23 protein-coding genes are annotated in these 24,363 nt (G+C 30.8%); 6 read left to right on the top strand and 17 right to left on the bottom strand.

Going from position 1 to position 24,363, the window contains the following annotated elements; genetic code table 11:
• Window positions 1-108 precede the first annotated feature (108 nt).
• Window positions 109-957: a GIN domain-containing protein gene (locus tag KO494_RS14575; protein WP_215968346.1), complete on the top strand. Its 849-nt coding sequence runs from the start codon at window positions 109-111 to the stop codon at window positions 955-957.
• An 82-nt stretch (window positions 958-1,039) separates the two neighbouring features.
• Here KO494_RS14575 and trxB read toward each other — a convergent pair whose 3' ends face one another.
• Window positions 1,040-2,023 carry a thioredoxin-disulfide reductase gene (gene trxB, locus KO494_RS14570; protein WP_215968345.1) on the bottom strand — a complete coding sequence of 328 codons (984 nt, stop codon included), beginning with the start codon at window positions 2,021-2,023 and terminating at the stop codon, window positions 1,040-1,042.
• A 163-nt stretch (window positions 2,024-2,186) separates the two neighbouring features.
• Between trxB and KO494_RS14565 the strand changes: the two genes are divergently transcribed.
• The gene (locus KO494_RS14565; protein WP_215968344.1) at window positions 2,187-3,551 is read left to right on the top strand and encodes an NAD-dependent succinate-semialdehyde dehydrogenase; all 1,365 of its coding nucleotides are present in this window, start codon (window positions 2,187-2,189) and stop codon (window positions 3,549-3,551) included.
• A gap of 266 nt (window positions 3,552-3,817) precedes the next feature.
• Here the strand turns inward: KO494_RS14565 and KO494_RS14560 are convergent, their stop codons facing one another.
• Window positions 3,818-4,012 (bottom strand): hypothetical protein, encoded by a 195-nt coding sequence (locus KO494_RS14560; RefSeq protein ID WP_068704658.1) that lies wholly within the window; start codon window positions 4,010-4,012, stop codon window positions 3,818-3,820.
• A gap of 223 nt (window positions 4,013-4,235) precedes the next feature.
• Between KO494_RS14560 and KO494_RS14555 the strand changes: the two genes are divergently transcribed.
• From KO494_RS14555 to KO494_RS14540, 4 genes are read left to right on the top strand one after another with little or no spacing between them, the layout of a single operon-like run.
• Window positions 4,236-4,991, top strand: a complete 756-nt coding sequence (locus KO494_RS14555) for a hypothetical protein (protein WP_068704656.1) — start codon at window positions 4,236-4,238, stop codon at window positions 4,989-4,991.
• 2 nt (window positions 4,992-4,993) lie between these two features.
• Window positions 4,994-5,416: a DUF5675 family protein gene (locus KO494_RS14550; RefSeq protein ID WP_068704654.1), complete on the top strand. Its 423-nt coding sequence runs from the start codon at window positions 4,994-4,996 to the stop codon at window positions 5,414-5,416.
• Window positions 5,394-5,612 carry a hypothetical protein gene (locus KO494_RS14545; RefSeq protein ID WP_068704652.1) on the top strand — a complete coding sequence of 73 codons (219 nt, stop codon included), beginning with the start codon at window positions 5,394-5,396 and terminating at the stop codon, window positions 5,610-5,612. The genes KO494_RS14550 and KO494_RS14545 overlap by 23 nt, the downstream gene beginning before the upstream one ends.
• A gap of 4 nt (window positions 5,613-5,616) precedes the next feature.
• Entirely contained in the window at window positions 5,617-5,805 is a 189-nt protein-coding gene (locus tag KO494_RS14540) for a hypothetical protein (protein WP_068704837.1), read from the top strand.
• A gap of 26 nt (window positions 5,806-5,831) precedes the next feature.
• Here the strand turns inward: KO494_RS14540 and KO494_RS14535 are convergent, their stop codons facing one another.
• The 15 genes from KO494_RS14535 to KO494_RS14465 all read right to left on the bottom strand — a co-directional run bounded on the left by KO494_RS14535 (window position 5,832) and on the right by KO494_RS14465 (window position 24,246).
• Complete coding sequence (locus KO494_RS14535; protein WP_068704649.1) at window positions 5,832-6,209, bottom strand: DUF2493 domain-containing protein; 378 nt, start codon at window positions 6,207-6,209, stop codon at window positions 5,832-5,834.
• Between the two features lie 11 nt (window positions 6,210-6,220).
• Window positions 6,221-6,625, bottom strand: coding sequence for a hypothetical protein (locus KO494_RS14530; protein ID WP_068704647.1), 405 nt, complete (start codon window positions 6,623-6,625; stop codon window positions 6,221-6,223).
• 1,201 nt (window positions 6,626-7,826) lie between these two features.
• Window positions 7,827-9,431, bottom strand: coding sequence for an Eco57I restriction-modification methylase domain-containing protein (locus KO494_RS14525; RefSeq protein ID WP_215968343.1), 1,605 nt, complete (start codon window positions 9,429-9,431; stop codon window positions 7,827-7,829).
• Complete coding sequence (locus KO494_RS14520; RefSeq protein WP_215968342.1) at window positions 9,428-10,054, bottom strand: hypothetical protein; 627 nt, start codon at window positions 10,052-10,054, stop codon at window positions 9,428-9,430. The genes KO494_RS14525 and KO494_RS14520 overlap by 4 nt, the downstream gene beginning before the upstream one ends.
• Window positions 10,054-10,713 (bottom strand): hypothetical protein, encoded by a 660-nt coding sequence (locus KO494_RS14515; RefSeq protein WP_215968341.1) that lies wholly within the window; start codon window positions 10,711-10,713, stop codon window positions 10,054-10,056. Before KO494_RS14515 ends, KO494_RS14520 begins: the two co-directional genes overlap by 1 nt.
• Window positions 10,706-13,057 carry an ATP-binding protein gene (locus KO494_RS14510; RefSeq protein WP_215968340.1) on the bottom strand — a complete coding sequence of 784 codons (2,352 nt, stop codon included), beginning with the start codon at window positions 13,055-13,057 and terminating at the stop codon, window positions 10,706-10,708. The genes KO494_RS14515 and KO494_RS14510 overlap by 8 nt, the downstream gene beginning before the upstream one ends.
• A complete protein-coding gene (locus KO494_RS14505; protein WP_215968339.1) occupies window positions 13,050-13,256 on the bottom strand; it encodes a helix-turn-helix transcriptional regulator in 207 nt (68 codons plus the stop codon). The genes KO494_RS14510 and KO494_RS14505 overlap by 8 nt, the downstream gene beginning before the upstream one ends.
• Before the next feature lie 75 nt (window positions 13,257-13,331).
• Entirely contained in the window at window positions 13,332-13,994 is a 663-nt protein-coding gene (locus KO494_RS14500; protein ID WP_215968338.1) for an ATPase, read from the bottom strand.
• 48 nt (window positions 13,995-14,042) lie between these two features.
• On the bottom strand, window positions 14,043-14,708 hold the full coding sequence (locus tag KO494_RS14495) for a hypothetical protein (RefSeq protein WP_068704637.1): 666 nt from the start codon (window positions 14,706-14,708) through the stop codon (window positions 14,043-14,045).
• 33 nt (window positions 14,709-14,741) lie between these two features.
• Window positions 14,742-15,020, bottom strand: a complete 279-nt coding sequence (locus tag KO494_RS14490; RefSeq protein WP_068704635.1) for a helix-turn-helix domain-containing protein — start codon at window positions 15,018-15,020, stop codon at window positions 14,742-14,744.
• Between the two features lie 319 nt (window positions 15,021-15,339).
• Window positions 15,340-16,185, bottom strand: a complete 846-nt coding sequence (locus KO494_RS14485; RefSeq protein ID WP_215968337.1) for an RteC domain-containing protein — start codon at window positions 16,183-16,185, stop codon at window positions 15,340-15,342.
• Between the two features lie 89 nt (window positions 16,186-16,274).
• Window positions 16,275-18,227 (bottom strand): heavy metal translocating P-type ATPase, encoded by a 1,953-nt coding sequence (locus KO494_RS14480; RefSeq protein ID WP_215968336.1) that lies wholly within the window; start codon window positions 18,225-18,227, stop codon window positions 16,275-16,277.
• A 57-nt stretch (window positions 18,228-18,284) separates the two neighbouring features.
• Complete coding sequence (locus KO494_RS14475; protein ID WP_215968335.1) at window positions 18,285-18,698, bottom strand: Fur family transcriptional regulator; 414 nt, start codon at window positions 18,696-18,698, stop codon at window positions 18,285-18,287.
• A gap of 3 nt (window positions 18,699-18,701) precedes the next feature.
• Complete coding sequence (locus tag KO494_RS14470) at window positions 18,702-19,907, bottom strand: efflux RND transporter periplasmic adaptor subunit (RefSeq protein WP_215968334.1); 1,206 nt, start codon at window positions 19,905-19,907, stop codon at window positions 18,702-18,704.
• Between the two features lie 7 nt (window positions 19,908-19,914).
• A complete protein-coding gene (locus tag KO494_RS14465) occupies window positions 19,915-24,246 on the bottom strand; it encodes a CusA/CzcA family heavy metal efflux RND transporter (RefSeq protein ID WP_215968333.1) in 4,332 nt (1,443 codons plus the stop codon).
• Window positions 24,247-24,363: the final 117 nt, after the last annotated feature.

Genomic DNA, 24,363 nt, shown 5'->3' with positions numbered 1-24,363 from the left:
CCAAAAAAGGCAGAACAACTTTCTGCAAAAAAACCATTCTAAACTAAAAATCAGGTTTGGGATGGTTTTTGTATATATTTGTATATATATTAATTAACCAGAAAACAAATGTTGAAAAATTGGGTTTTAACACTATGTATTGCAATTACAGCTAGTACAGGTTTTGCACAAGAAAAAGTAAAGGGAAATAAAATTGTTACAACAGTACAAACAATAATAGACGATTTTAACACCATAACTTTTGGCGAAAAATTTGAAATAGAACTTATTCAAAGCGACGCAGCTTCGGTAGAAATTGAAACCGATGAAAATTTACACGAAATCATTCAGTTTTCAGTTAAAGACAGTGTATTAAGTTTTAGCACCTTGGCCAAGATACAATCTAGCAAAAGATTAAATATTGTTGTAAATATTACAAAATCACTTCGCTATATAGAAATTAATGAAGATGCCGAACTTAGCGCTGCCAATACTTTAAAAAACGATTCGTTAGAATTAAAAATTAACGATTATGCCAAAGCCTTTTTAAACATTAAAAACAAACACTTTACCCTTATAAACAATAACAAATCTAATTTTGGTTTTAGTTCTAAATCTAAATTGAATATTGAAAGTAATAAAGTTAACATAGAACTTAATGAAAATAGTAAAACCGAAGCTTTAATAGAAACAGACAGTTTAAAACTATATATGTACCAAAGTGCATTTACTAAAATTGAAGGAGAAGTAGAACATCTTGATTTAACAGCTATAAATTCCTCTGACTTTTCTGCTAAAAACCTAACAATAAACACCTGTAATTTAACAACGGAAGATTCTAGTGATGCTACTGTACATGTATTACATGACTTAACATTAGACACCTCTGGAAGTAGTGAGGTTTATTTATATGGTAACCCTAAAATTACCATTAATGCTTTTAAAGATACTTCTACTCTACACAAAAAAGAATTATAAATACAATTCCTTTTTAAAATAAAAAAGTGCCTAGTATTACATATAACACTAGGCACTTTTTATATTTATTTATACTACAGTTTTAGTTGTAGTTAGAAGTACTCACTTCAAAAGAAGCATCTTTAGCTGCTAAATAACGTTCTGCATCTAAAGCTGCCATACAACCTGTTCCTGCTGCAGTAATTGCTTGTCTATACACATGGTCTGCTGCATCTCCAGACACAAAAACACCTTCTACATTAGTTTTAGATGTTCCTGGTTTAGCATGAATAATATAACCTGTTTCGTCTAAATCTAAATAATCTTTAAAAATATCTGTATTTGGCTTGTGACCAATAGCTACAAAAAATCCTGTTGCAGGAATTTCATGTTTTTCATTGGTTTTATTATTTACTACTCTAACACCATTTACAACCTGTCCGTCACCTAAAACTTCATCGGTTTCTGTGTTAAATAAAATTTCAATATTTTCAGTATTTGCAACACGAGCAGCCATAATTTTAGACGCTCTAAAGGCATCACGTCTTACCAGCATAGTTACTTTTTTACAAAGCTTAGATAAGTAATGTGCTTCTTCACAAGCGCTATCTCCTGCTCCAACAATTACCACTTCTTGGTTTCTGTAGAAAAATCCATCACAAACAGCACAAGCCGAAACACCTCCACCAAGTTTTAAATATTTTTGTTCAGAATCTAAACCTAAATATTTAGCCGAAGCTCCAGTAGATATTATTACAGTATCACAATGAATTTCTTTCGTTTCATTTACCCATACTTTATGTACATCACCAGAGAAATCTACTTTAGTTACCCAACCATCACGAACGTCTGTTTCAAAACGCTCTGCTTGTTTTTGTAGTTGCATCATCATTTCTGGTCCTGTAATTCCTTCAGGGTAACCAGGAAAATTCTCTACTTCATTAGTAGTCGTTAATTGACCTCCTGGTTGTGTTCCTTGATAAAGAACAGGTTTCATATTAGCTCTAGCCGCATAGATTGCTGCAGTATAACCTGCTGGTCCAGAACCTATAATTAAGCATTTTACTTTTTCTATTGTATCAGACATAATTTTAGTATCTTATTATCTATACAAAAGTAGGATTTTTGATAGAAAACTAACACTTAAGTTATCAACAGTTATAATATCCATATTAGATTTTCTTATACCAATCCTTTTTTAATAAAAATCTTATCTAGTAACTTAGTAGTAACTTTTAAATCATAAAATCATGTCAAATACCATAAAATCCATAAATCCTTACAATCAAGAACTAATTAAAACCTATACGTTAGATACTGAAGAGCAAGTGTTTACTAAGTTAAAAATAGCAGATAAGGTTTTTAAGGATTGGAAAAATAAAAACATAGAACACAGAACACAGTTACTAACTAATGTTGGAAATATTTTAGAAGAACGACTAGACACATTAAGTGAGCTAATTACTCTTGAAATGGGTAAACCTATTCAAGAAAGTAGAGCAGAAATTAATAAATGTATTTTTCTTTGTGATTTTTACACCACTAATGCCGAAGAATTTTTAGCCGATCAAATCATTAAAACAGATGCATCAGAAAGCTTTATAAGCTATGATCCTTTAGGCGTAATATTAGCAATTATGCCTTGGAATTTTCCTTTTTGGCAAGTTTTACGTTTTGCCATTCCTACGCTAGCAGCAGGAAATACCGTTGTGGTTAAACATGCTTCAAACGTTACAGGATGTGCCATGGCTTTACAAACTATTTTTGAAGATGCTGGTTTTAATAAAGGATGTTATCAAACCTTAGTAACCAACCACAAGGTTATAGAAAAGGTTTTAGAAGACCCTATTATTAAAGCTGTATCACTAACAGGAAGTGAAAAAGCAGGAAGAAGTATTGCTAAAATTGCTGGACAGAATCTAAAAAAAGCCGTTTTAGAATTAGGAGGCAATAACGCATGTATTGTTTTAGATGATGCCAATTTAAATAAATATATAGATACTATAGTAAAAGCAAGAATGCTAAATACAGGACAAAGCTGTATTGCTGCAAAACGTTTTATTGTTACTGAAAATATTTATGATGAATTTGTTGATAAATTTACTGCTAAAGTTAAAACACTAAAATATAGTAACCCTTTACATCAAGAAACAGAAATAGCAACTCTAGCCAGAGAAGATCTAGCTACAGATATACAAAAACAAGTAGATGACGCTATACAAAAAGGAGCAAAAGTTGTTTTAGGTAACCAAAGAGACAAAGCTTATTTTGCGCCAACAATACTAACACATGTTACCAAAAACATGGCTGTATTTACCGAAGAAACCTTTGGACCAGTAGCTCCTATTTTTAAAATAAAAAATATAGACGAAGCATTAGAACTTGCTACAAATTCTAAATTTGGTTTAGGTACTATGCTATTTACAGAAGATACAGAAACAGCAACAAAATATATTTCTAAAATACCTGATGGTGCCTTTTTTATAAATGAAATGGTAAAATCAGACCCTAGATTACCTTTTGGTGGTACAAAAGCATCTGGCTATGGCAGAGAATTATCTGTAGAAGGAATACACGAGTTTGTAAATGTTAAAACGGTATATACCAACAAATAAAAAAGTTGGTATATAAAAAAAGCCCAACTAAAAAGTTGAGCTTTAAAAAGTCGGGGTGGCAGGATTGTAACTACCACTCTAATGTCTTTAATTATCAATTAGTTACAAGTTGTTTCCTTTTTGAGGTAACCGAATAGGTAACTTTAATGATATGAACTTTCGTTTTGAATTGCTTTATACAAAAGAGGTAAAAATATAAAAACCTTATACATACAAAGCAACATAAATTTACGCAAATTTTATGATTTATGGAAGTGATTTTATAACTAATTAATATACAGATTAATGATTTCAATTTCTATTCCAGAATATTCTGAAAAATCATTGATAGTAACAAATTGATGAGGTTCTTTGTCTAAAAAGTTCTTGATATCATTTAATAACTTGCGTCCATAACGTTCACTACGCCCTGTGATGCGCTGAATGTCTTTTGGGTATATACAAGCTCTTTTCTGATTCATAATACTCTATCTATACTTTATCAATACTTAAAACAGACTTAATATTTTTATGATGATGTTGATAATGCGTTGTTAAAATGTTGTGAACACTTTCGTGTTATCAATATTTTAATGACGTTTTTGGAGTTATCGGAACGAACATCCAAAAACGGATTTCGTTTTTTTATTGACTGCCATAAAGTTACGTGATTTGAAATGTTAATCACAAAAAAAAGTAAAAATTATGGCAAAACAAACTGGAATTATTAAGCTAAAAGGAACTATCGGAGGTATTTCTTTTTACAAAACAAGCGATGGACATCTTGCTCGTGAAAAAGGTGGTGTAGACAAAAGTAGAATTCAAAATGACCCAGCGTTTCAAAGAACGCGAGAAAATGGTTCTGAATTTGGTAGAGCAGGTAAAGGTGGAAAAGTATTGCGAAATGCGATTCGTGTGCTTTTACAAAATGCAAAAGACAAAAGAGTGGTTTCTCGTTTAACAAAAATTTTAGTAGCCGTTACTAAAACCGATATTGTTAATGAAAGAGGACAGAGAACTTTACAGGATGGTAATTTAAACCTTTTAGAAGCGTTTGAATTTAATTTGAAAGGAAAGTTAGGAGCAACTCTGTTTGCTCCGTTTGTTAAAGCTTTTGATAGAGTTTCTGGAGATACAACTTTAAATTTAGCTGCTTTTTCACCAACAGTTAGAATTGCAGCTCCTGCAGGAACGACACATTTTAAAATTGTAATGGGAGCATCAGAATTAGATTTCGTAAATGAAACCTCAACTTTTGAAAATGATGAAACTGCAATTTTACCTTACACAGTTGCAGATACAGCTGCAATTGCATTAACAGCTTCTATAACTGCTAATTCTACATTACCAGTAGTACAGGTTTTAGGAGTAGAGTTCTACCAAGAGGTAAATGGACAAATGTATTCTTTGAAAAATGGTACTTATAACGCATTATCTGTAACGATTATTGATAAACCTTAACAATGGAGTTAATACTTCAAAGAGCATATTTTAAAGAGGGTACTAATGGTACTCTCTTTAATTCTGATAAATTCCTTTGTCATACCATTGAATTGCCCTGGAGAAATAACAAAAGAAATATCTCTTGTATACCAGAAGGGCAATATGAAATTCTACCAAGATTTTCAAAACGATTTCAATATCATTTGATTTTGAAAAATGTGAAAGGTAGAAGCTTTATTTTATTTCATCCTGCAAATGATGTTAAAAGAGATTTAGAGGGCTGTATTGCTCCTGTAACCTATTTAAATGGTATTGGTAGAGGTGTATATTCCAGAAATGCTATGCAGAAATTATTGTCATTAGTGTATCAAGCTAAAGACCGAAAAGAAAAAATTGTATTAATCATTAAATCACAGAATTATGAAAATTATAGAACGTTATAAAAAACCAACACCGAAATTCTTTCGAGTGTTAAGAAACATTGGTATAGCCTTAGCCACTGCAGGAGGTGCAATTATTGCAGCTCCAATAAGTATTCCTGCAACAATAATAACAATTGCTACTTATATGACAGTTGCAGGAACTGTTGCAACTGCTGTTAGTCAAGCTGTAGTTTCTAATGAAAAAAAGGATGACTAAAAATATGTTTCAGAACGATATTCAAATAAAGTCAGGTGTTGTTGGGGGAACATTACTCTCTACAGTTTTTACTATTAGTTTAGACGATATACTTTTTACTGTTATTATGGCTGTTATTGGAGCAATTGTTAGTTTTTCTGTTTCTACATTATTAAAGTGGTTGTTTTTTAGAAAGCAAAAAAAGAATACCTAGTTTTAGTACTGGGTATTCTTTTGTTTTTATTGATTGATATTTAGAATTTCGTTTTCAAAGAGAATTATTCTAGTTTTTAATTGTCTTTGTTTAGCAAGTTGAATTATGTTTTTTGTTCCTTTACTTTTTCCATCCCAAAAAGCAATTAATGCGTCTGCATATATTGCCATTTGTTTATTTCTTTTTGGTCCAGCAGCTTTACCATATTTTATCCAATCAGCCGGAAATTTTATAATGTTGATGTTTTTTTCAGACGCGTATTTCTCTCCTAATTTGTCAGCACCTTTGTAATGAGCTCCAGAAATAATTTCGATATTTTTTTGTTTGTCCAGAAATTTATCACATTCGTGTTTTAATTTTTGGTAGTTGGTGAAGTTTCTGCTCCCAGCTATAATTATTTTCATAGTTTAATTTGTTAAGATCTTAGTAAGGCTATTTTTAGTTTTGAAATAGTTAACAATTGTTGTTGTAAGTTTTCTTCGAAAGCAGTTATTTTTTTGAGTTTTTCAACTTTCAATTGCCATTGTTGTTCTTCATAGTTCTGCAGTGCAGTAGTGATTACTTTTTTTACGTCTGAAATACCAATAAATGGAATGACAGAGCCTTTTAAATAGCACCCAAAGTATTGACCAACTTTTAAGGATAAACACAGATAATACAAAGACTCTCTATTTGTTGTAGAAGTTGTGGAAATTACAAAGCAGTTTGGACAAGGTTTGTCTAATGGCTTTCCAGAATTTAATCCTTTATTCAAAATAAAAAAATGTGGGTTTGAGTAAGTTCGTCCAATTTTGTGGGTTTTGATTTCAAAAATTTGCATAAGTATCCATTTTTAGGTTCAGGTTCTTTTGCTGTTTTTTTGCCCATAAAATTTTGGAAAGAAAAACAACAAAAAGAAAGCTGTTTCTAAATGGGGAGGATAGACTATCAAGGTTTTTGAAAAAAATACTACCAACTACTGAATGTTGAATTTTAAGTATTAAACTGTTAGTGGTGGAGATTTTTTTCAAAACCGAAGGGCTTGACCTTTATAGGCTAAAAGCGGAGGCTTTTAAAAGATAAAATTTTATACAAATACATTTTTTCTTGAGGGAAACAGATGCTGAAAGTATTGCAACATTAAGGGAACCATTTGTTTTGCTGTCTTTTTTTTGTTTTTCTTTTTATCCTTTATTATATCTAAAATGATAGATTTTATCTGGATTTTTTTTGATTACTTAAAGAAATGAAACAAACAAAGACTTGAGATAAGGAATACTTGGACTTAACGATGGTTTTGTGCAGTTGAATGAGGTAAGGAATTATAATAAAGTTAAAATACCTAGTGCGCCGGCAGCAGCGAGAATAAGTGTATTGCTTTTTATTTGATTGTACTGTTTTTTTGATTGGTTTTGTTAAAAGTGAATGTTTTGAAAATATTACTTATGAGTTAGATTATTGAAATATATAAGTTTATTTGATTGTTAATAGCATTTACTTTTAGTGAAACCAACTATCCTGATTTTTTCAAATAAAAAGTTATACTCTTATTGGCTTTTTTTTGATTTTATAGGTGCTTTACAATTTCTTTTATAAACTGAAATTTTAATGATTTTAAAAATATTCACTTAAATTTACCAGTAGGCACTTATAAAAACAATGTAAAAAAGACGGAATGTTATTAAATTATCTACTTGTTATTATTAATTACTGGATGCGCGTCGGATGTGTGGCTATTTTACATAATGGCGTTATAGTGCCTGGAGTTTTTCACGGAAGAGCAGTATAACTGCACGTTATGTAAATATAGCTTGGGATAGCGTTTAAATTATTAGCTTTTGGCAATGTGCAGCTCTTTGCAGTTGTGTAATGAGGCACGAATGAAACAAGCTGTAATGTGCTGCATAAGTGAGGCAATTTAAACGCTATAAAGGAATGGCGAGGGGAACAAACTAAAAGACAGAGGATTTTGAGGTACGAAAAAACTGGGTTTTAGTTTGTGGGGATTTGTTTAGATTAATTACCTATTGTAAATTTTTATCTTACACAATTTTATTGTTTTTCTGTCTTCTAGAAACCAACTTCCTTCTAATACCTTCAATTTTATCAATTTCTTCTGAATTTAAATCAAGTGCAGAATTTAATATTTCAGTATTGTACTTTGAGAGGATTTCTGTAATATTTAGTTTATTCTTAAAATTTTGTTTATAAACTTCAAAGTTATTTACAAACGCATAAGGCAATGGCAAAGCTCTAAATTCATTTGGAGTAATTTCTAATACACCTCCACCATAATAACGGCCTTCTAATTCTGCAAATGCGAGTGTTAAAGAATTATAAAATGAGAATATTATATTTTCAATTAGATAACCATCTTTTGGTTCAATCATATAGGCACTATCAGTTACATAAGCTGCTGCATTGTTCTTTAATAATTTTGGATATTCGTGAGCTCTTTTAAAGAAAAAAGCTTCTGATTGTTTTGCAATATTTGGAACTTGATACCAATGTTTTCTTTGACGACATTTAAACCTAGTTTCCAATTCTCTATCGGTTCCTATTTTTAAATAATTTACTATATTATTTGATAGCTTACTTGGATTTGCTTTATTAAAATCCAAGAGGTAAGCAGGTTTATTTTCTTCTACAAGCTTCTGAAAATCTTCATTTTCAAATGTTACAGAGCCATTTACGTAAAACCCTTTTTGAACAATAGGTTTAGAATAACTTCTTAATCTGTTTTTAGTAACAACCTCATCATTTACAATGAAATAATCATTGGCAGCAGTAACTATACCTGCTTTATTTTCTACGTATTTAGTTGTTAAATTTAGTTGAGATTTTAAATTTTCTAAAAATTGATGTTCATCTGGTGATAAGAAATGATGAGTCCATTTGGTATTTGATTCAGAAACAGAAACATTTTGCATTAAATTAAAACTTCTATTCTCTAGTTCTTCAATATTTTTTATAGTTGTATAATAAGTACCTTGCTCTTGATGTTGATTATAACCCACTATTAGAACAGTATCCTGTCCTTTACATTCTTGAAATTGTAATTCATCAAACATAAATACTTCAAGTCTATCAAAACTTGATTTCAGTAAATCTCTTATTTCTTCTGAAAATTTCACCTGAAGTAATTCTAAAGGAAGAACAAAAGCGATAACACCATTATTTTCTATTTTTTGAATAGCACTTACTAAAAATGATGTCCATATATTATTTATCTTTTTATCTTTTAATCCGCTATCAATATGAATGGATTTGCATAAGTCTTTTTGTTCATCAGTAAGTAGTGAACTTTTTACATAAGGCGGGTTTCCAATGATTAGGGAATATAAGTTGTCATCTGAATTATGAAAATCTAAATAGTCACTGTGAATCGAATTGAGATTAACAATTGGATTACATCTATCAATAGCTTTGTTTAATTCATTTAACTCTCTTTCAACTAAGGTAAGATTAATGTTTTGAAATCTATCTAATTGATTATTATTAGAAATTGCAGCAGCAAAATTACCATCACCAACACTAGGCTCTAATATAGAAATAACATCTTGATCAAAATTTTCAAGGCAATAATCTGCTATGAAATTTGCCAAACGTATTGGAGTGTAATATGATCCTAAACTTTTTTTATTCATTTCCTTATTTCTGCTAATTTATATGGACGAATACTGCTTCTTTTTTGAAGTGTTTTATTTAATTGTATTATACCTGATAATGATTCTTTTAATAGAGTAAAATCTTCTGGATTATTTATTTTGTCTTGAAGAACTTCAAGAGCTTTAGTAACATTTTCTTCTCTTTGCTTTAAAAAAGACTCACGCCTTTCATATAAAAGTTGTGGTCTGTTTAAATATAACCTTTCTGTCATATATTTTGTACTAACATAAGTGCCATAAACTTTGTAGTCTAGGGAATTTACTACAAACAAATCTGAATAGTCATAAGTAGAAGGGTCAGGATAACAAATAATATCTAAATCATCTGCATCATTAGGCCAATCATAACTTTTAAATCTATTGCAAATAGGACAGCTATAAAATAAATTACAAATATCATTTTCCAGAATTTTAAATCTTTCAATTGACTTAGGCTTGTAGTGTTCAATATGATAATGATCTATACCACCAAATTGAGCTTCGTTAATTGAGCAATAAATACATTGATAAAAACACTCTTTTGCAATTTGTTCTTTCCAATCTGAATATGTACCAACTGCTGGTTGATTTTCTTTATCTTTTATAATCTTCTTCCAGTTCACTATTTTGTGATTTTTGCTTCAATTTTTTTCTGTAATTCTTCTAAAAACTGAATTTTATTTTCATATTCATCTAGCCAATCTTTTCTTTCACCTAATCCGCTATCTAATGGCAAGTTAAGTTTTAATTGTAATGCACGTAGACGAATTAAATTATCCTTATCATTTTTGCCAGACGCTACTAATTCTGATAGTTGTTGAAATTCTTCAAGCTCACTTGTATTTTCATCTAAATATCTTTGTGAAGCTCTTATAAACCTATCCACATATCTTTCTCCTTCATCTGTAAACTCCTGTCTGTCAATTATGTCTTCAAATTCACTGAATTTTTGCTGTAAATCTTCATCACTTTTATTAGAAGTAATTACATAGATTGGAATATCTTTAAATTTGTTTCTTACAATTGTAACTAATTCATTTCCTCTATAACCAACTGGACCTACGTTATCTTCAGATTCATTATGCATTCTTTCATCAAATATTAGGCAACAAATATTGTTTGCCTGAATCCATTCAAAATATTCAGTAAAATCCTGAGTATCAAAAGGAAAAATATCAATTACTTCTAGAGTAGACTCTCTATTTTCTAAGTGAGCCTCTAGAGCAAGTTGTAATGTTTCTCTTTGATCTTTATTATCATCAATAATTCCTATTCTATTCATTTTTTTTCTCTATTGGCAGCCATACTTTAAAGCGAGCTCCTTTTAATATTGGGTCTTGATCAAAGGATATTTCTCCTTTTAAATCTCTAACTATAGAGCTAACAACAGTTAACCCTAAACCTGTTCCTATACTTTTACTTCCTTTTGAAGGATTAAGTTTGGTTGAAAATAAAGGTTCAAATACTCTATGACTAAATTCTTTTGATACACCTGGTCCAGAATCTGAAACCGTTATCATATAGCCTTCTATAATTGATTTTTTAGATTTTTTCTTATCTTTAAAAGATAGAGTAATAACAATTTTTCTATCACCAGATTTTTGAGTTGCAGCAGTATAAGAATTAGTTAATAGATTTATTAGAATAGTTTCTATATCCATTTGATATGTATTGGAAAACATATTCTTCAATATCGAATCAATAGAAATAGAAGCTGCTGAGAAAGCAGGTTTTAATTCATTAACCACAGATTCTATTGTTCGTTTTATATTAGTATTTTTTTTGTTTCTTTTTTCACGCTGAACTCTTGTTAAAGCATAGGCACCCCAAGCAGCTACTCTTTTAGAATAACGAATTGCTTTGTCAAGTTCTGAAAGTGCTTTCTCTATGTTAGGCTCTTTTCTTTTTAATAATAATTTTGCAGTTGAAACAGAGCCTTTAAACTGAGTAATAGATCCTTCTGTTTCGTGACCAAACACTGCAGATGATATACCTATTGTTGCTAAACCACTCAAAGTTCTATTCCAGTTAAGTAAATCTGTAATAGTCTTTTCGACTTTACTAGTTGTACGACTTAGATTTGTAATGTTTTTCTGTACTTTTATTTTTGTGTCTACATCAATATCTTTACTGTCTTGAATATCAGAATTAATATCATCTAAATCTTGCTCAATGTTTGATAAAGCTTTTATTAATTTATCTGTCTGTGTTTCTGTTGAAGACTTCTTAGTACCTGCTTTTGAACTTTTAATTTTTGGAATCAACTTTGTTCTATATGATTCAAGCATATTTATTGAACCTAAAGTTAGGCTACGTAAATCATAAAAGGCTTCTGATTCTACTAAACCTTCTCTTGCAGCACTATCTGCCAATTCAACATTTGAGTCTCTTGTAATGAAAACACCGCCAACTAATTGATTAGGAGTTACCCTATAATTTTCTGCTCTACTTAAACCAGCTGGATCTTTTGCTTTTCTATCTGCTAATTCCAACCAATCATAACCAAATTGTGAACTAGGAAAACCATAAGGTTTTACAACAATCTTATCTCTATAGACTTTTATACCTGCATTATTATCCAAGAACTCTCTAAGCGAACTAAGGTTAAAATCCATATCTCTAACAGATGCTGATTCCCTTAAAAAGAAATATAATTTAAGTGTAACTGGACCACATCTCAATGAATCAGATAAATCGTGTGAATCTTTTAAATTAGATTTAGAAATTAGATTTTGCCAATCAATTTTTTCGATTATTTCTTTTTTATTATACTTGTCCCAATATGTATAAACTATTTCTGAACCTTTTCCATCATAATAAGCTTCAATTTCTATTTCTGCAGCATTTAAATAGTTAGTATCTATTTTTTCAGAAATAGTTGGCTGGATATCATTAATTAATGAAATATCAAAATCAACAACATCTTCAAATGGTGGTGTTAAAGCTGATAATTCTTGATATAGATTTTCAATATTATTTTTACTCCAAGGTTGTCTTTGTTTAGATATAAGAATTTCAGTACCAGTTTTTGCATCCTCTCCTAAAAGCTTGGGTAAACTTATTGAATCAGGTTTAAATAATTGCACTCTAATATCAGATATATTTTTACCTTCAACATCGAAATCATCCCAATTTAATTTTATCCCAGTCAGTTCAGAATCTTTTGATTTTGTTCTTATTTCTAGTTGAGAACCTAGTCTATCAGTTGAAATTCTTCCAATACCTTTTTCTCCAGTTTTTCTTCTTCCTAATTTGCTTTTTTTCTGCTGACGTTTCTCTGAAAAACCAATTCTTAACCAATTATTTTTCAATTCATCTTCGGTCATACCGAAGCCATTATCTGCTACTCTTATTGAATCTGTGGTTATAGAGAATATTTCAATGTCTACATTTTTAGCATCTGCATCATAACTGTTCTTTACTAATTCTAGTAGCGCAGTAGAATGATCTTTAATACTATCTCTTCCTAAGTGTATTAGAGTTTTTGCATCAACAAAAAATCTTTGATGATCTGGATCTAGTTTAGCTAATTCATTAGAAAGAGATAAAATCTTACCAAAATCAGGAGGATTTTTAGATAGTAAAGCTGTAAGCTCTAATTTTACATTGTCAATTTTACTACTCATTAGTTTTCGTTGAATTAATTAATTCTCTTACGTCCACATCTATAACATTAGCTATATCAATAAGGGTTTCTAAAGATGGTTGACTTTCATTCGTACACCAATTTGAAATGGTAGATTGACTTTTACCAAGTTCTTGAGCTAACCATTTATTCTTTTTATTTTTTTCAGCTAAAACTACTTTTATACGATTTATAGTCATAGAAGTACAATTAATTAGTGTATTAGACAAATATATTGAGTTGAAACCGAATAGCAATGCAAGTTTATAATTCTTTTAAACTCTCTTATCAACACTTTCCTTATCAAAAGCAACTAAATTAAATAATTCTCGCATTCGAGAACGTACACGATTACCATATCTTTCTTCTAATTCTTGTGCATTTAGGTTGGTTGTAGCGTGTGTTCTTATTTTTCTTTTTAGGAATAAATCGTAACGAGATAAAAGAATTTCTCCCATTACATTACAATCTTTACCAAAATGACGACCAGTTGATTCAACACCTAAATCATCAAAACAATAAAAACTACTATTACCATATTCTTCAATAGTTTTGTAACCAATATTATTAAATGCGAATGTGATATTTCTAGCAGGAATTAGTTCATACGGTTTTTGATGTGGTACCATAAACCTTAATAATTTCATTAAACTTGTTTTACCACAGCCTACAGGTCCCGATAATAATATCCCTTTGTTTGGATCTATTTCTAATTTTTTGCAAGCCTCAAAATCACTTATAAAATAGACACATAGTTTATATAAAATAACCTCATCTTCTTCATAGATTTTAAAGTTTTTACCAAAGAGCAGCTTTCCTTTTGCATCAAGATAAATTAATATTTTTTTGAAATCGTATGAAATATTATTGTTATTAAATTCTCCTAATTGGTATTGAACACCTCCTTCTTTTATAATATGTGGTTGTATCTTATTCATAGTTTTAGATAGTGAGTTACTGAAATAAGCGCCGTATGACGCAAAGCGTTATAAAGGCTCATTGTAGTTTTTGTTTTTACTTGTCTTTAGGTTGTCTTGATTTTGGCTAACTGCTTTTTGATTTATTTTTGTTTTTATTTCTTCAGCTTTTAGCATCCAATTTTTAGCAGTAGCTTGCCAATTGACAATTTTTGTTTTTCCACCTACTTTCCAACCAATACCTTGATAATGATTAAAAAATTTTTGAGCTTCAATTATTGGCCATTTTTCATTTTTAAAAAAAGTAATAACATCATTTTCATTTTTTGGCTGGTCAAGTTTATTAATGTTTTTATTAGTTTGTATATGTTTATTATTAGATACCAGTGCTTGTCCGTTTATAGGATTGTATGAGTCCATAACTTGTTTATAACTTGTCTCAAAATTGAACATCTTAATTTTACTTCCCTTAAATGGATTGTGTGATGGATAGTAAATAATATATTTCCAATGATTTAGCTCTTTAATACATTTATGATATGTTGATTTAGAGCCTATCTTTGAAAAGCTCATTACTTCTTCTCGATTGATATAAAATTCGTCTAAAAACCGATTGTTATTCCAGATTTGGAATAATGCTATATATAAACTTATATGTGTTGGATTTAAACGGTTGTCTTTAGAGAATTGAATAAATACACCTTTTAGGTGTTTTATATAATTAACTTTTTGCATAGAATAGGTGTTTTAGCTGCACTTAAAGTGGCATTAAAACTTGTTGTGTATTCTATTGTCTTGCATTACTTTTTGAATATCATCATAATCGTAATAAATAACACCACCAACTTTAGTGTATGGTAACGTTCCGTTAATTCGTAAGTTTTGTAATGTACCTGGTGAAATACTTAACAGGTCGCGAACTTCTGGTGATTTTAACCATTTTTTAGTGGCTAAACCTGTTTTGTTATTGATGATTGTTTTAATACCTTCTAATAATTCTAATTTGAATTCGTGAAGATCTTCGGTTGTAATAATTGTTGCTGCCATAGTAAACGATTTAAGTTAAAAACAGCTACCACATCAAACTTTCGTTATCAATGGCAGCTATTAAATTGATTTAATTCACGAGTTAGAATGTTTTTTTCAAATAGGTATTCGTGAATCTGTGATTTGACTTTCGTTTAGCAAATATGAAGTGAATTATTGAGTGTTTTTCACAAGTTACACCCAACTTGGGTGTTTTTATACGCTCATATTTAATGAGTTACATTGATTTGTTTTAATGTTTTACTTGTAAAACATAGGCAATAAAAAAGAGCAAATACTATGATAATTATTTGCTCTTTAAAACACCCAAGTTGGGTGTTTATTCATCAGATTCTAGCATTTTATCTACTAAAGACTCTTTTAGTTTATCAATGAATTTTGTTTGATTTATTTTGCGTGAACGGATTTCTAAAAAAGTTCTGTAATAATCGCCCAAACTAACGTTAAACATTTGTTCGCAAATTAAGGCTACCTCTTTAATATCTGCTGTTCCACTATTTATTACTCCAGAACTATGAAGTGCATAAATGAGTTCTATTAAATCTGTTTTATTACCTGTCCAAAATAATTTTGATTGCTTTTGAAAAGCGTTATAATTTGCTTCCATACCATTGTTATTTTCAAGTTTATCAATTTCAGTTTTTAAATAAATTATTAGCATATCATAAGCAAGAATTGTGGCTACAGTAGAATCGTGGCTTGTAGAAAATTTATCATCTGCGAAAAAAGAAAGAGAATCTGGAAATAAACGAATATTAGCTTTTCCTCTTATAAAATATTCGTTATCCAAAAAAGTAGCACCTCGTCTATAATAATGATAAAACTCTAAATTATCATTAAAATAATTTTGCAACCTATCTATATGTTTGTTAAAATACTTTACTTGAGATTTGTTACTACTTCTTGGTCTTTTACTTTCAATACTAAATAATTTCACATAATAAATTAATTTACTAAAAACTTGAGGCTTAATATTTTTGAAAAAATAGATTTCATCAGAAGTTGATGCTGATTTTCGTTTTAACAAAAGTTCTCTTATTTGTTCAAGAGCTCTTTGAGTTACCTTAATACCCTCTTCAGACTTCTCTAAAACGCCTTCAATTTCTTTTTCTAAAAAATCTAAATTAGAATCTAATTTTTTTACTATTCTTTCAATTTTTTTCAACTTACAGTAGTTATGAGGACAATAAATCTGGTTTGTTTAAAAATACTTTACTTTAAAAAAATTAAAATAAATACAATGACTTTAATTATTTAACGCCATTGCATTCGTTGTAATCTTACAGCATTCAAAATTGCTAATAACGCAACACCTACATCAGCAAATACAGCTTCCCACATTGTTGCTAAACCACCTGCACCTAATATTAAAACAACTATTTTAACACCAAAAGCTAAAATGATATTCTGCCAAACAATTTTTCGAGTAGAACGACTAATTTTTATTGCTTTAACTACTTTTGAAGGTTGGTCTGTTTGGATAATGACATCAGCAGTTTCAATGGCAACATCACTTCCTAAACCTCCCATTGCAATACCTACATCACTTGCTGCTAAAACTGGTGCGTCATTAATACCATCGCCAATAAAGGCTATTTTATTTTTGGAATTTTGTTTTAAAGTTTCAACTTCATTCAATTTATCTTCGGGTAATAAACCACCTTTTGCTTTTTCAATGTTTAATTGAGAAGCTACTTTTTGAGTAATGGAATCTTTATCCCCGGAAAGCATCATTATTTTAGAAATACCGACTTTGTGCAAATTGGTTATGGTTTCTTTGGCATCTTCTTTCAATTCGTCTGCAATGACAACATAACCAGCAAACTTATTACCAATTGAAACTAAAACAATAGATTCTACAATAGTGTCGATTTCTTTTGCAACTTCAATATTATTGGCAGTCATTAATGCTTTGTTTCCAACTAAAACAGTTTTTCCGTTTACAATTCCTTTTAAACCTTTTCCTGCTATTTCTGAAACTTTGGTAGCATTAAAATCTGCTCCATTTGCTTTGTATTCTAAAATGGCTTTAGCAATTGGATGCGTAGATTGCTCTTCCATCGCCATTAAGTATTTCATAAATTCAGTTTCTTCCCAACTGATTGCTTTTACTTTTTTGATTTTAAAAACACCTTTGGTAACTGTACCCGTTTTATCCATAACCAACGTATTAATTTTGGTCATAGCATCAAGAAAAGAAGCACCTTTAAATAGAATACCGTTTTTTGAAGCTGCTCCTAAACCACCGAAATAACCCAATGGAATTGAAATAACTAAAGCACAAGGACAAGATATTACCAAGAAAATTAAAGCTCTATACAACCAATCTCTAAAGACATAACCATCGACAATAAAATAAGGTAATAATGTAACGCCTATGGCTAAAAACACAACAATTGGTGTGTAAATACGTGCAAACTTCCTTATGAATAATTCGGTTTTAGATTTACGAGCTGTTGCATTTTGAACCATATCGAGAATACGAGCAATGGAACTGTCTTTAAATTCTTTGGTGGTTTCAATTTCTATAACACCATTGAGATTGATACTTCCTGCAAATACTTTTTCACCTTTGGCAATGGTATCTGGTTTACTTTCACCAGTTAAAGCTGCTGTGTTAAATGATCCTTTTTCAGACAAAAAAACACCATCTAAAGGTACTTTTTCGCCAACACGTACTTGTATCTTTTCGCCAATATTTACGGCTTCAGGATTTACAGAAACATAATCTTTATTTCGATAAACTAACGCTTCCTTTGGTCTAACATCAAGCAATGCTTTAATGTTTGATTTTGCTCTATTAACTGCTGTGCTTTGAAATAATTCGCCTACTGCATAAAATAGCATTACTGCAACACCTTCAGGATATTCACCAATAATAAACGCACCAATGGTTGCGATTGACATTAAAAAAAATTCTGTAAAGACATCACCTTTTTTAATACTTTTCCATCCTTCTTTTACAACAGGAAATCCAACAGGTATATATGCTATGATATACCAAACAATGCGAATCCAATCTCTAAAAAAATTAATATCAAAATAATCTAAAGTAATACCAATGATTAGCATTACAAAACTTACTATCGCTGCACTATATGCTTTAAAATTATTGGAACCTTTACTGTGATTATGACCATCATCGTGACTGTGTTCTTTTTCAGAATTAGGTTTTATATCTCTTAAATTGAGTTTCTTTTTTTTCATTGATACTTAAATTTAATTCAAAGATGCTTTAAAATTGACTGCAATGGAAGTGCATTGTTAGCTACTACATTTATCACAAATACCTTTTACAACCAAGTTGACGTTTTCAGAAACAAAACCATCAGGCACTTTTATTTGAGGTATTTTATGTTCTGTTAAACATATAGTTTCGTTACAATTATTACAATGAAAGTGTAAATGTAAATCGGTTTCAATTTCACAACTGCATCCTTGCTCACAAAGGGCATATTTAGTAATACCTGTACCGTCGTCTATTTGATGAACAATTGCTTTTTCTTCAAATGTTTTAACTGTTCTGTATAAGGTGGTTCTATCTGCTTTTTCAAAAGCATTTTCAATATCGCTTAATGTAACTGCTATTTGTTTTTGTGCAAGAAACTTATATATAAGTAATCGCATTGCTGTAACACGTATCTCTTTTGACTCTAATAATTGTTCTATAGTTTGCATAATTTAATGTTCGTGTTCTGCTTCACCTTTTTTCATTTCTGCAATAAGGTAGTAGGCATTATTATAAGCGAATTTTGTACTCGTTTCGATTTCTTTAGTAAACTCTACAGCTATCCAATTACCATCTTTAGCTCCTAAAATGACTTCGACTGGTTTGAAACTCCAATCTTCATTTTCCTTTTCTACAGAAAACACAAAATAGGTATCGCCTTCTTTTATAATGGCACTTTCTGGTAATGCTCTTGTTTTTGTATTTTCAACTTGAATTTTACCTTGGATATACATTCCTGGAATTAAATTACCTTTTTTATTTTCAATTTCTGCGTGAACGTGTACTGCTTTAGGGTTATCTTCGAATGTTTTGCTTACCGAATAGATTTCTGCAATTAATTCTTCATTTTGAGTAGATTGAACATTAAAGGTTACTTTTTGACCTTTTTTTACTTTATAAACATCTTTTTCGAAGACCATTAAATCTGCGTGGACGTGATGTGTATTTACTATTTCAAAGAGTTCTGATTGAGGTTCAACATACTGACCAGTTTTTACTTCTACCTTTTGAACAAACCCTTCAATTGGGCTACGCAATGCTACTTGTTGAGCTATTGTGCCATTACGAACCGATGTTGTACTGATATTTAGTAATTGTAGTTGAGCTGCCATTCCATTAACCATAGCCTTTGACGCTTCGTATTCTGCTTCTGCTTTTTGAAAATTTGCACCAGAGCCTACGCCAGCATTATATAATTTTTGTTGACGTTCATAATTTTTCTTTAAAAAATTGCTATTGCTATACGCATTGAGATAATTGGTTTGCATTTGAATGATATTAGGATGTGATAAATAAGCAACAACCTGACCTTTGTTTACTTTATCTCCTTCAATTACTTTAATGGAAACTACATTAGCTCCAATTACGGAAGTTATTGCTGCTTCATTTTGTGGTGGTACTTCTAACGTTCCATTGGCTTCAACATAACCACTCATATTTCGCAACGCAATGGTGTCAATTTTCATTTTTAAGGCTTCAAATTGTTGTGCTGATAGCATCACTTCTTCGTTTTCGCTATGCCCTTCATTAGTTTCAATTTTGGTTTCTTTATTATGAGAATGCCCATCTTCTTCGTTGTGTTTTTCTTTATTGCCACAGGCAGTTATTAAAAAGGTCAACATTACTATTATTAGGATATTATATGATCTGTTTTTCATAGTGTTATTATTTAAAATATTGTAATTCAAAAATGCTTTGTAAATAGTTTACCAATGCTGTTTGAGCTTCTAACTCTGATTGAATGGCTTGATTTATAAGTTGCGTAAAGGCAGAATAATCAATTTCGCCTTCTTTATAAGCAAATAAAGCGCCAGTTTTCTGTTCTTTAATAAGTGGTAATACTTCATCTTTATAAAATAGCCAAGACGTTTTCCATTTTTGGTAATTTTCTTTTGCTTGATTAAATTTAGATTGCACTTCCTTTTGTTTAAATAACATATTTACTTCTGCAATTTCTTTATTGAATTTTGCAGTTCTAATTTGTTTTCTTGTTGTACCAGAAAGAAATGGTATAGAAATACCGGCTTGATAAGTATAATAGCCTGAACTACCGTTTACTTTTTGTAAACCACCTTGAAGGTTAAACTTTGGTAAATTCTCGGCTTTAGCAGCTTTGTAATTTGCTTCTGCTTCTGCTATTTTAAGTTGAGAAACACCATACAAAGGATGAGCTTCTGCACTAAAGGCTGTTAAATCTATGTTGTTAAGGGTTTTAAACTCGTTTGGAACTGTATAGATTTTTTCAGAAACTAACCATAAATTTAATTGCTGTAAAGCAATGAGGTATTCGCTATAAGCTTGCTTTGTTTTATTTTTAATTTGTAAAGCTTGATTTTTAGCTGCTGAATATTCTAATTTTGATATAGCTTCTACTTCATAATTTAACTCAACAGCTTTTTTAAAATTGGTGTAAATAGCATTCAATTCTTTATACAGATTATAATTCCGTTTACTTTTAAAGGCATTAGACCAGGCTTTTTTCACCTCTAATTCTAACTCCAATTCTGAAAGTTGATACGCCTTTTGCGCTAATTGAATACGTTGTTCTAATAATTTTTGCTTTGGTGCAATACCAAACACATCTATATTTGATTGGCCAACACCAATAGTTGTGTAAATACCTGAACCATCTTTAATTTCCTCACCACCTGTAAAAATTTGAGTTGAGCCAAAATCGAAAGCAGTCCCTTTTAATTGTTGCTGTTTATCAATTTCTAACTGTCTTTGTTTTAAACTAGGATAGTTCTCTTTTGACATTTTTATAGCTTCTTGTAATGAAACAATAGGCAAAGAGTCGCTAACTTGTTGTGCATTTCCTGTTATTGGAAACAAAAACATAAAAACTATAATAGCTGTTGCAGTTGCAAATTTTTTGTTTGCTTTAAATTTAAAAGACTTGTTCTCTACCCAATGGTATAAAATAGGAAGCACAAACAAGGTTAATAATGTAGAAGTTAACAGACCACCAATAACTACCGTTGCTAAAGGACGTTGTACTTCTGCACCTGCCGATGCAGAGATAGCCATTGGCAAAAAGCCTAATACATCAGTAAAAGCTGTAAGCATAATAGGTCTTATTCTTCGTTTTGTACCTTCAATAATTCTATCTTTTAAATTGGTAACGCCTTCTTCTTTTAATTCATTTAAACCACTAATCATTACTAAACCATTTAAAACTGCAACACCAAAAAGGACAATAAAACCTACACCTGCCGAAATACTAAAAGGCATATCACGAAGCCATAAGGCTATAACACCACCAATGGTTGCCATTGGAATAGCGATGTAAATCATTAAAGTTTGTGGTAGTGATTTTAGCGCAAAATATATTAACACAAAAATAAGTAGTAATGCTATTGGTACTACAGTTTGCAAGCGATTACTGGCACGTTCTAAATTTTCGAAAGCACCACCATATCTAATAAAATAACCTGAAGGCAATTGAAGATTTGCATCTAATTTTGATTTGATTTCTACTACTAACGATTTTACATCACGACCTCTTACATTAATACCTACATAAGTTCTTCTGTTAGTATTGTCTCTACTTATTTGCATAGGGCCAGCTTTGTAGCTTACGTCTGCAACTTCACGAAGTGGAATTTGTGCACCAGAAGGCAAGTTGACAAACAAGTTTTGAACATCAGTTATGTCTTTACGATTATGAGAACTTAACCTAACCACTAAATCAAATCGTTTTTCACCTTCAAAAATAACACCTGCTGTACCTCCTGCAAAGGCAGATTGTACAATTTGATTTAAAGTATTTACTTGAAGTCCGTATTGTGCTAATTTACTTCGGTTATAGGTGATTGTCATTTGTGGTAAACCTGTGGTAGCTTCCGCTTTCATATCACCAATACCTTCTGTACCTGCAATTATTTTAGATATTTCTTCTGCTTTTTGAGACAGTACATTTATATCTTCTCCATAAAGTTTAATAGCTATGTCTTCTCTAACACCTTCGAGTAGTTCGTTAAAACGCATTTCAATAGGTTGAGTAAATTCATAGTTAACACCAGGAATTATTTCAACCGCTTCTTTCATTTCTTCAATTAAATCATCTTTAGATTTAGCTGTTATCCATTCGCTTTTTGGTTTCAGAATCACAATAACATCTGCTAAATCCATAGGCATTGGGTCGGTTGGTATTTCGGCAACACCAATACGACTCACTACTTTTTCGACTTCAGAAAAATTAGCTTTTACAATTTGCTCAATTTTTGTGGTTGTTTCAATGGTTTCAGAAAGTGAACTGCCTGGTTTTAAAATAGCGTGAAACGCGATATCACCTTCATCAAGTTGTGGAATAAATTCACCACCCATTCTAGAAAACATAAAAGCGGTAATTCCGAATAAAATAACTGCGATTCCAACTATTAGTTTTCCTCTTTTTAAGGCTTTTTCTAATAAAGGTTGGTATTTACTTTCTACCCAATGCACGAACTTATCGCCATAGGATTTTTTGTCTGATTTTGGTGCTCTTAAAATAAGTGCAGACATCATAGGAACATACGTCAAACAAAGTACCATTGCACCAATCATTGCAAAAATGAAAGTCAATGCCATTGGTTTGAACATTTTGCCTTCAATCCCTTCTAAAGCTAAAATAGGAAGGAACACAATTAAGATAATTAGTTGACCGAAAAATGCCGCATTCATCATTTTTTTTGAAGCATTTGCTGCAACATTATCACGTTCTTTAGAGGTTAGCTTCTTCTTTTTTAAGATTTGTGAAGCAATCAGGAAAACGGTACTTTCTACAATAATTACAGCGCCATCGACAATAATTCCGAAATCTATTGCCCCCAAGCTCATTAAATTTGCCCAAACGTCAAAGACATTCATTAGTATAAATGCGAATAATAAGGATAGTGGAATTGTTGAAGCTACTATTAAACCACCTCTCCAATTTCCTAATAAGAAAATAAGAACGAAAATAACTATTAAAGCACCTTCAATTAAATTGGTTGCAACGGTAGATGTTGTTTCACTTATTAGTTTGCTTCTATCTAATAAAGGTTCAATAATAACACCTTCTGGTAATGACTTTTCAATTTGCGCCATTCTTTGCTTGACATTCTCGATAACATCGTTTGAATTTGCACCTTTAAGCATCATTACCAAACCACCAACAACTTCGCCTTCGCCATCTTGTGTTAATGCACCATAACGAATAGCAGAACCGTATTGAACCGTGGCAATGTCGCCTACTGTAATTGGGATGCTATTTGTGTTTTTAACCGTAATCTTTTTAATGTCTTCTAAACTGCGTACTAAACCTTCACCACGAATAAAATTGGCTTGATGATTTTTTTCAATGTATGCACCACCAGTATTTTGATTATTGGCTTGAAGTGCATTGAAAATATCGGTAATTGTTAATCCAATGGCTTTTAGTTCGTTTGGGTCTACAGCAACTTCGTACTGTTTAATTTTGCCGCCAATTGCGTTAACCTCAACAACACCTTCTACCATTGCCATTTGACGTTGAACAATCCAATCTTGCATCGTTCGTAAATCTGTAATCGAATATTTGGCTTTATATTCTTGTTTTACTTTTAGCGTGTATTGATAAATTTCTCCTAATCCTGAAGAAATTGGTCCCATTGTAGGTTCGCCAAAACCACTTGGAATTTGTTCTTTGACCTCATTTAGTTTTTCCGCCACTAATTGACGAGGAAGGTAAGTACCCATGTCATCGTCAAAAACTATGGTAACTACTGATAAACCAAAACGGGAAACGGAACGAATTTCTTGAACATCTGGTAAGTTACTCATTGCAACTTCTACAGGATAAGTTACAAATTGCTCAATGTCTTCGGTACCTAAATTTGGTGCTTGGGTTATTACTTGTACTTGGTTGTTGGTAATGTCCGGAACAGCATCTATTGGTACTTTGGTCATACTCCAAATACCTGCTCCAATAATGGTAAGCGTTAGCAACCCAATAATGAATTTATTATTGATTGAAAAATCAATGATTTTATTAATCATATTAAAATGTATTAATTCAGTTAAAAAATATAAAAGTGTGTTCGTAATTCGATTTCGCTCAATATGAGCTTCTCGTAGCTATGCTACTCGAAGACGAAAACATTAAAAAAGGATATA

This window comes from Lacinutrix sp. C3R15 (assembly GCF_018860825.1).
GTDB lineage: Bacteria > Bacteroidota > Bacteroidia > Flavobacteriales > Flavobacteriaceae > Oceanihabitans.
This window is presented reverse-complemented; position numbering and strand designations above follow the sequence as displayed.

What these genes read in the sequence shown, in the direction of transcription:
- KO494_RS14575 (WP_215968346.1), top strand. Translation starts at nt 109, where the DNA reads ATGTTGAAAAATTGGGTTTTAACACTATGTATTGCAATTACAGCTAGT.
- KO494_RS14525 (WP_215968343.1), bottom strand. Translation starts at nt 9,431, where the DNA reads ATGAATAAAAAAAGTTTAGGATCATATTACACTCCAATACGTTTGGCA.
- trxB (WP_215968345.1), bottom strand. Translation starts at nt 2,023, where the DNA reads ATGTCTGATACAATAGAAAAAGTAAAATGCTTAATTATAGGTTCTGGA.
- KO494_RS14495 (WP_068704637.1), bottom strand. Translation starts at nt 14,708, where the DNA reads ATGCAAAAAGTTAATTATATAAAACACCTAAAAGGTGTATTTATTCAA.
- KO494_RS14490 (WP_068704635.1), bottom strand. Translation starts at nt 15,020, where the DNA reads ATGGCAGCAACAATTATTACAACCGAAGATCTTCACGAATTCAAATTA.
- KO494_RS14480 (WP_215968336.1), bottom strand. Translation starts at nt 18,227, where the DNA reads ATGAAAAAAAAGAAACTCAATTTAAGAGATATAAAACCTAATTCTGAA.
- KO494_RS14550 (WP_068704654.1), top strand. Translation starts at nt 4,994, where the DNA reads ATGGAGTTAATACTTCAAAGAGCATATTTTAAAGAGGGTACTAATGGT.
- KO494_RS14470 (WP_215968334.1), bottom strand. Translation starts at nt 19,907, where the DNA reads ATGAAAAACAGATCATATAATATCCTAATAATAGTAATGTTGACCTTT.
- KO494_RS14565 (WP_215968344.1), top strand. Translation starts at nt 2,187, where the DNA reads ATGTCAAATACCATAAAATCCATAAATCCTTACAATCAAGAACTAATT.
- KO494_RS14465 (WP_215968333.1), bottom strand. Translation starts at nt 24,246, where the DNA reads ATGATTAATAAAATCATTGATTTTTCAATCAATAATAAATTCATTATT.
- KO494_RS14505 (WP_215968339.1), bottom strand. Translation starts at nt 13,256, where the DNA reads ATGACTATAAATCGTATAAAAGTAGTTTTAGCTGAAAAAAATAAAAAG.
- KO494_RS14535 (WP_068704649.1), bottom strand. Translation starts at nt 6,209, where the DNA reads ATGAAAATAATTATAGCTGGGAGCAGAAACTTCACCAACTACCAAAAA.
- KO494_RS14500 (WP_215968338.1), bottom strand. Translation starts at nt 13,994, where the DNA reads ATGAATAAGATACAACCACATATTATAAAAGAAGGAGGTGTTCAATAC.
- KO494_RS14515 (WP_215968341.1), bottom strand. Translation starts at nt 10,713, where the DNA reads ATGAATAGAATAGGAATTATTGATGATAATAAAGATCAAAGAGAAACA.
- KO494_RS14545 (WP_068704652.1), top strand. Translation starts at nt 5,394, where the DNA reads ATGAAAATTATAGAACGTTATAAAAAACCAACACCGAAATTCTTTCGA.
- KO494_RS14475 (WP_215968335.1), bottom strand. Translation starts at nt 18,698, where the DNA reads ATGCAAACTATAGAACAATTATTAGAGTCAAAAGAGATACGTGTTACA.
- KO494_RS14510 (WP_215968340.1), bottom strand. Translation starts at nt 13,057, where the DNA reads ATGAGTAGTAAAATTGACAATGTAAAATTAGAGCTTACAGCTTTACTA.
- KO494_RS14530 (WP_068704647.1), bottom strand. Translation starts at nt 6,625, where the DNA reads ATGCAAATTTTTGAAATCAAAACCCACAAAATTGGACGAACTTACTCA.
- KO494_RS14540 (WP_068704837.1), top strand. Translation starts at nt 5,617, where the DNA reads ATGTTTCAGAACGATATTCAAATAAAGTCAGGTGTTGTTGGGGGAACA.
- KO494_RS14555 (WP_068704656.1), top strand. Translation starts at nt 4,236, where the DNA reads ATGGCAAAACAAACTGGAATTATTAAGCTAAAAGGAACTATCGGAGGT.
- KO494_RS14560 (WP_068704658.1), bottom strand. Translation starts at nt 4,012, where the DNA reads ATGAATCAGAAAAGAGCTTGTATATACCCAAAAGACATTCAGCGCATC.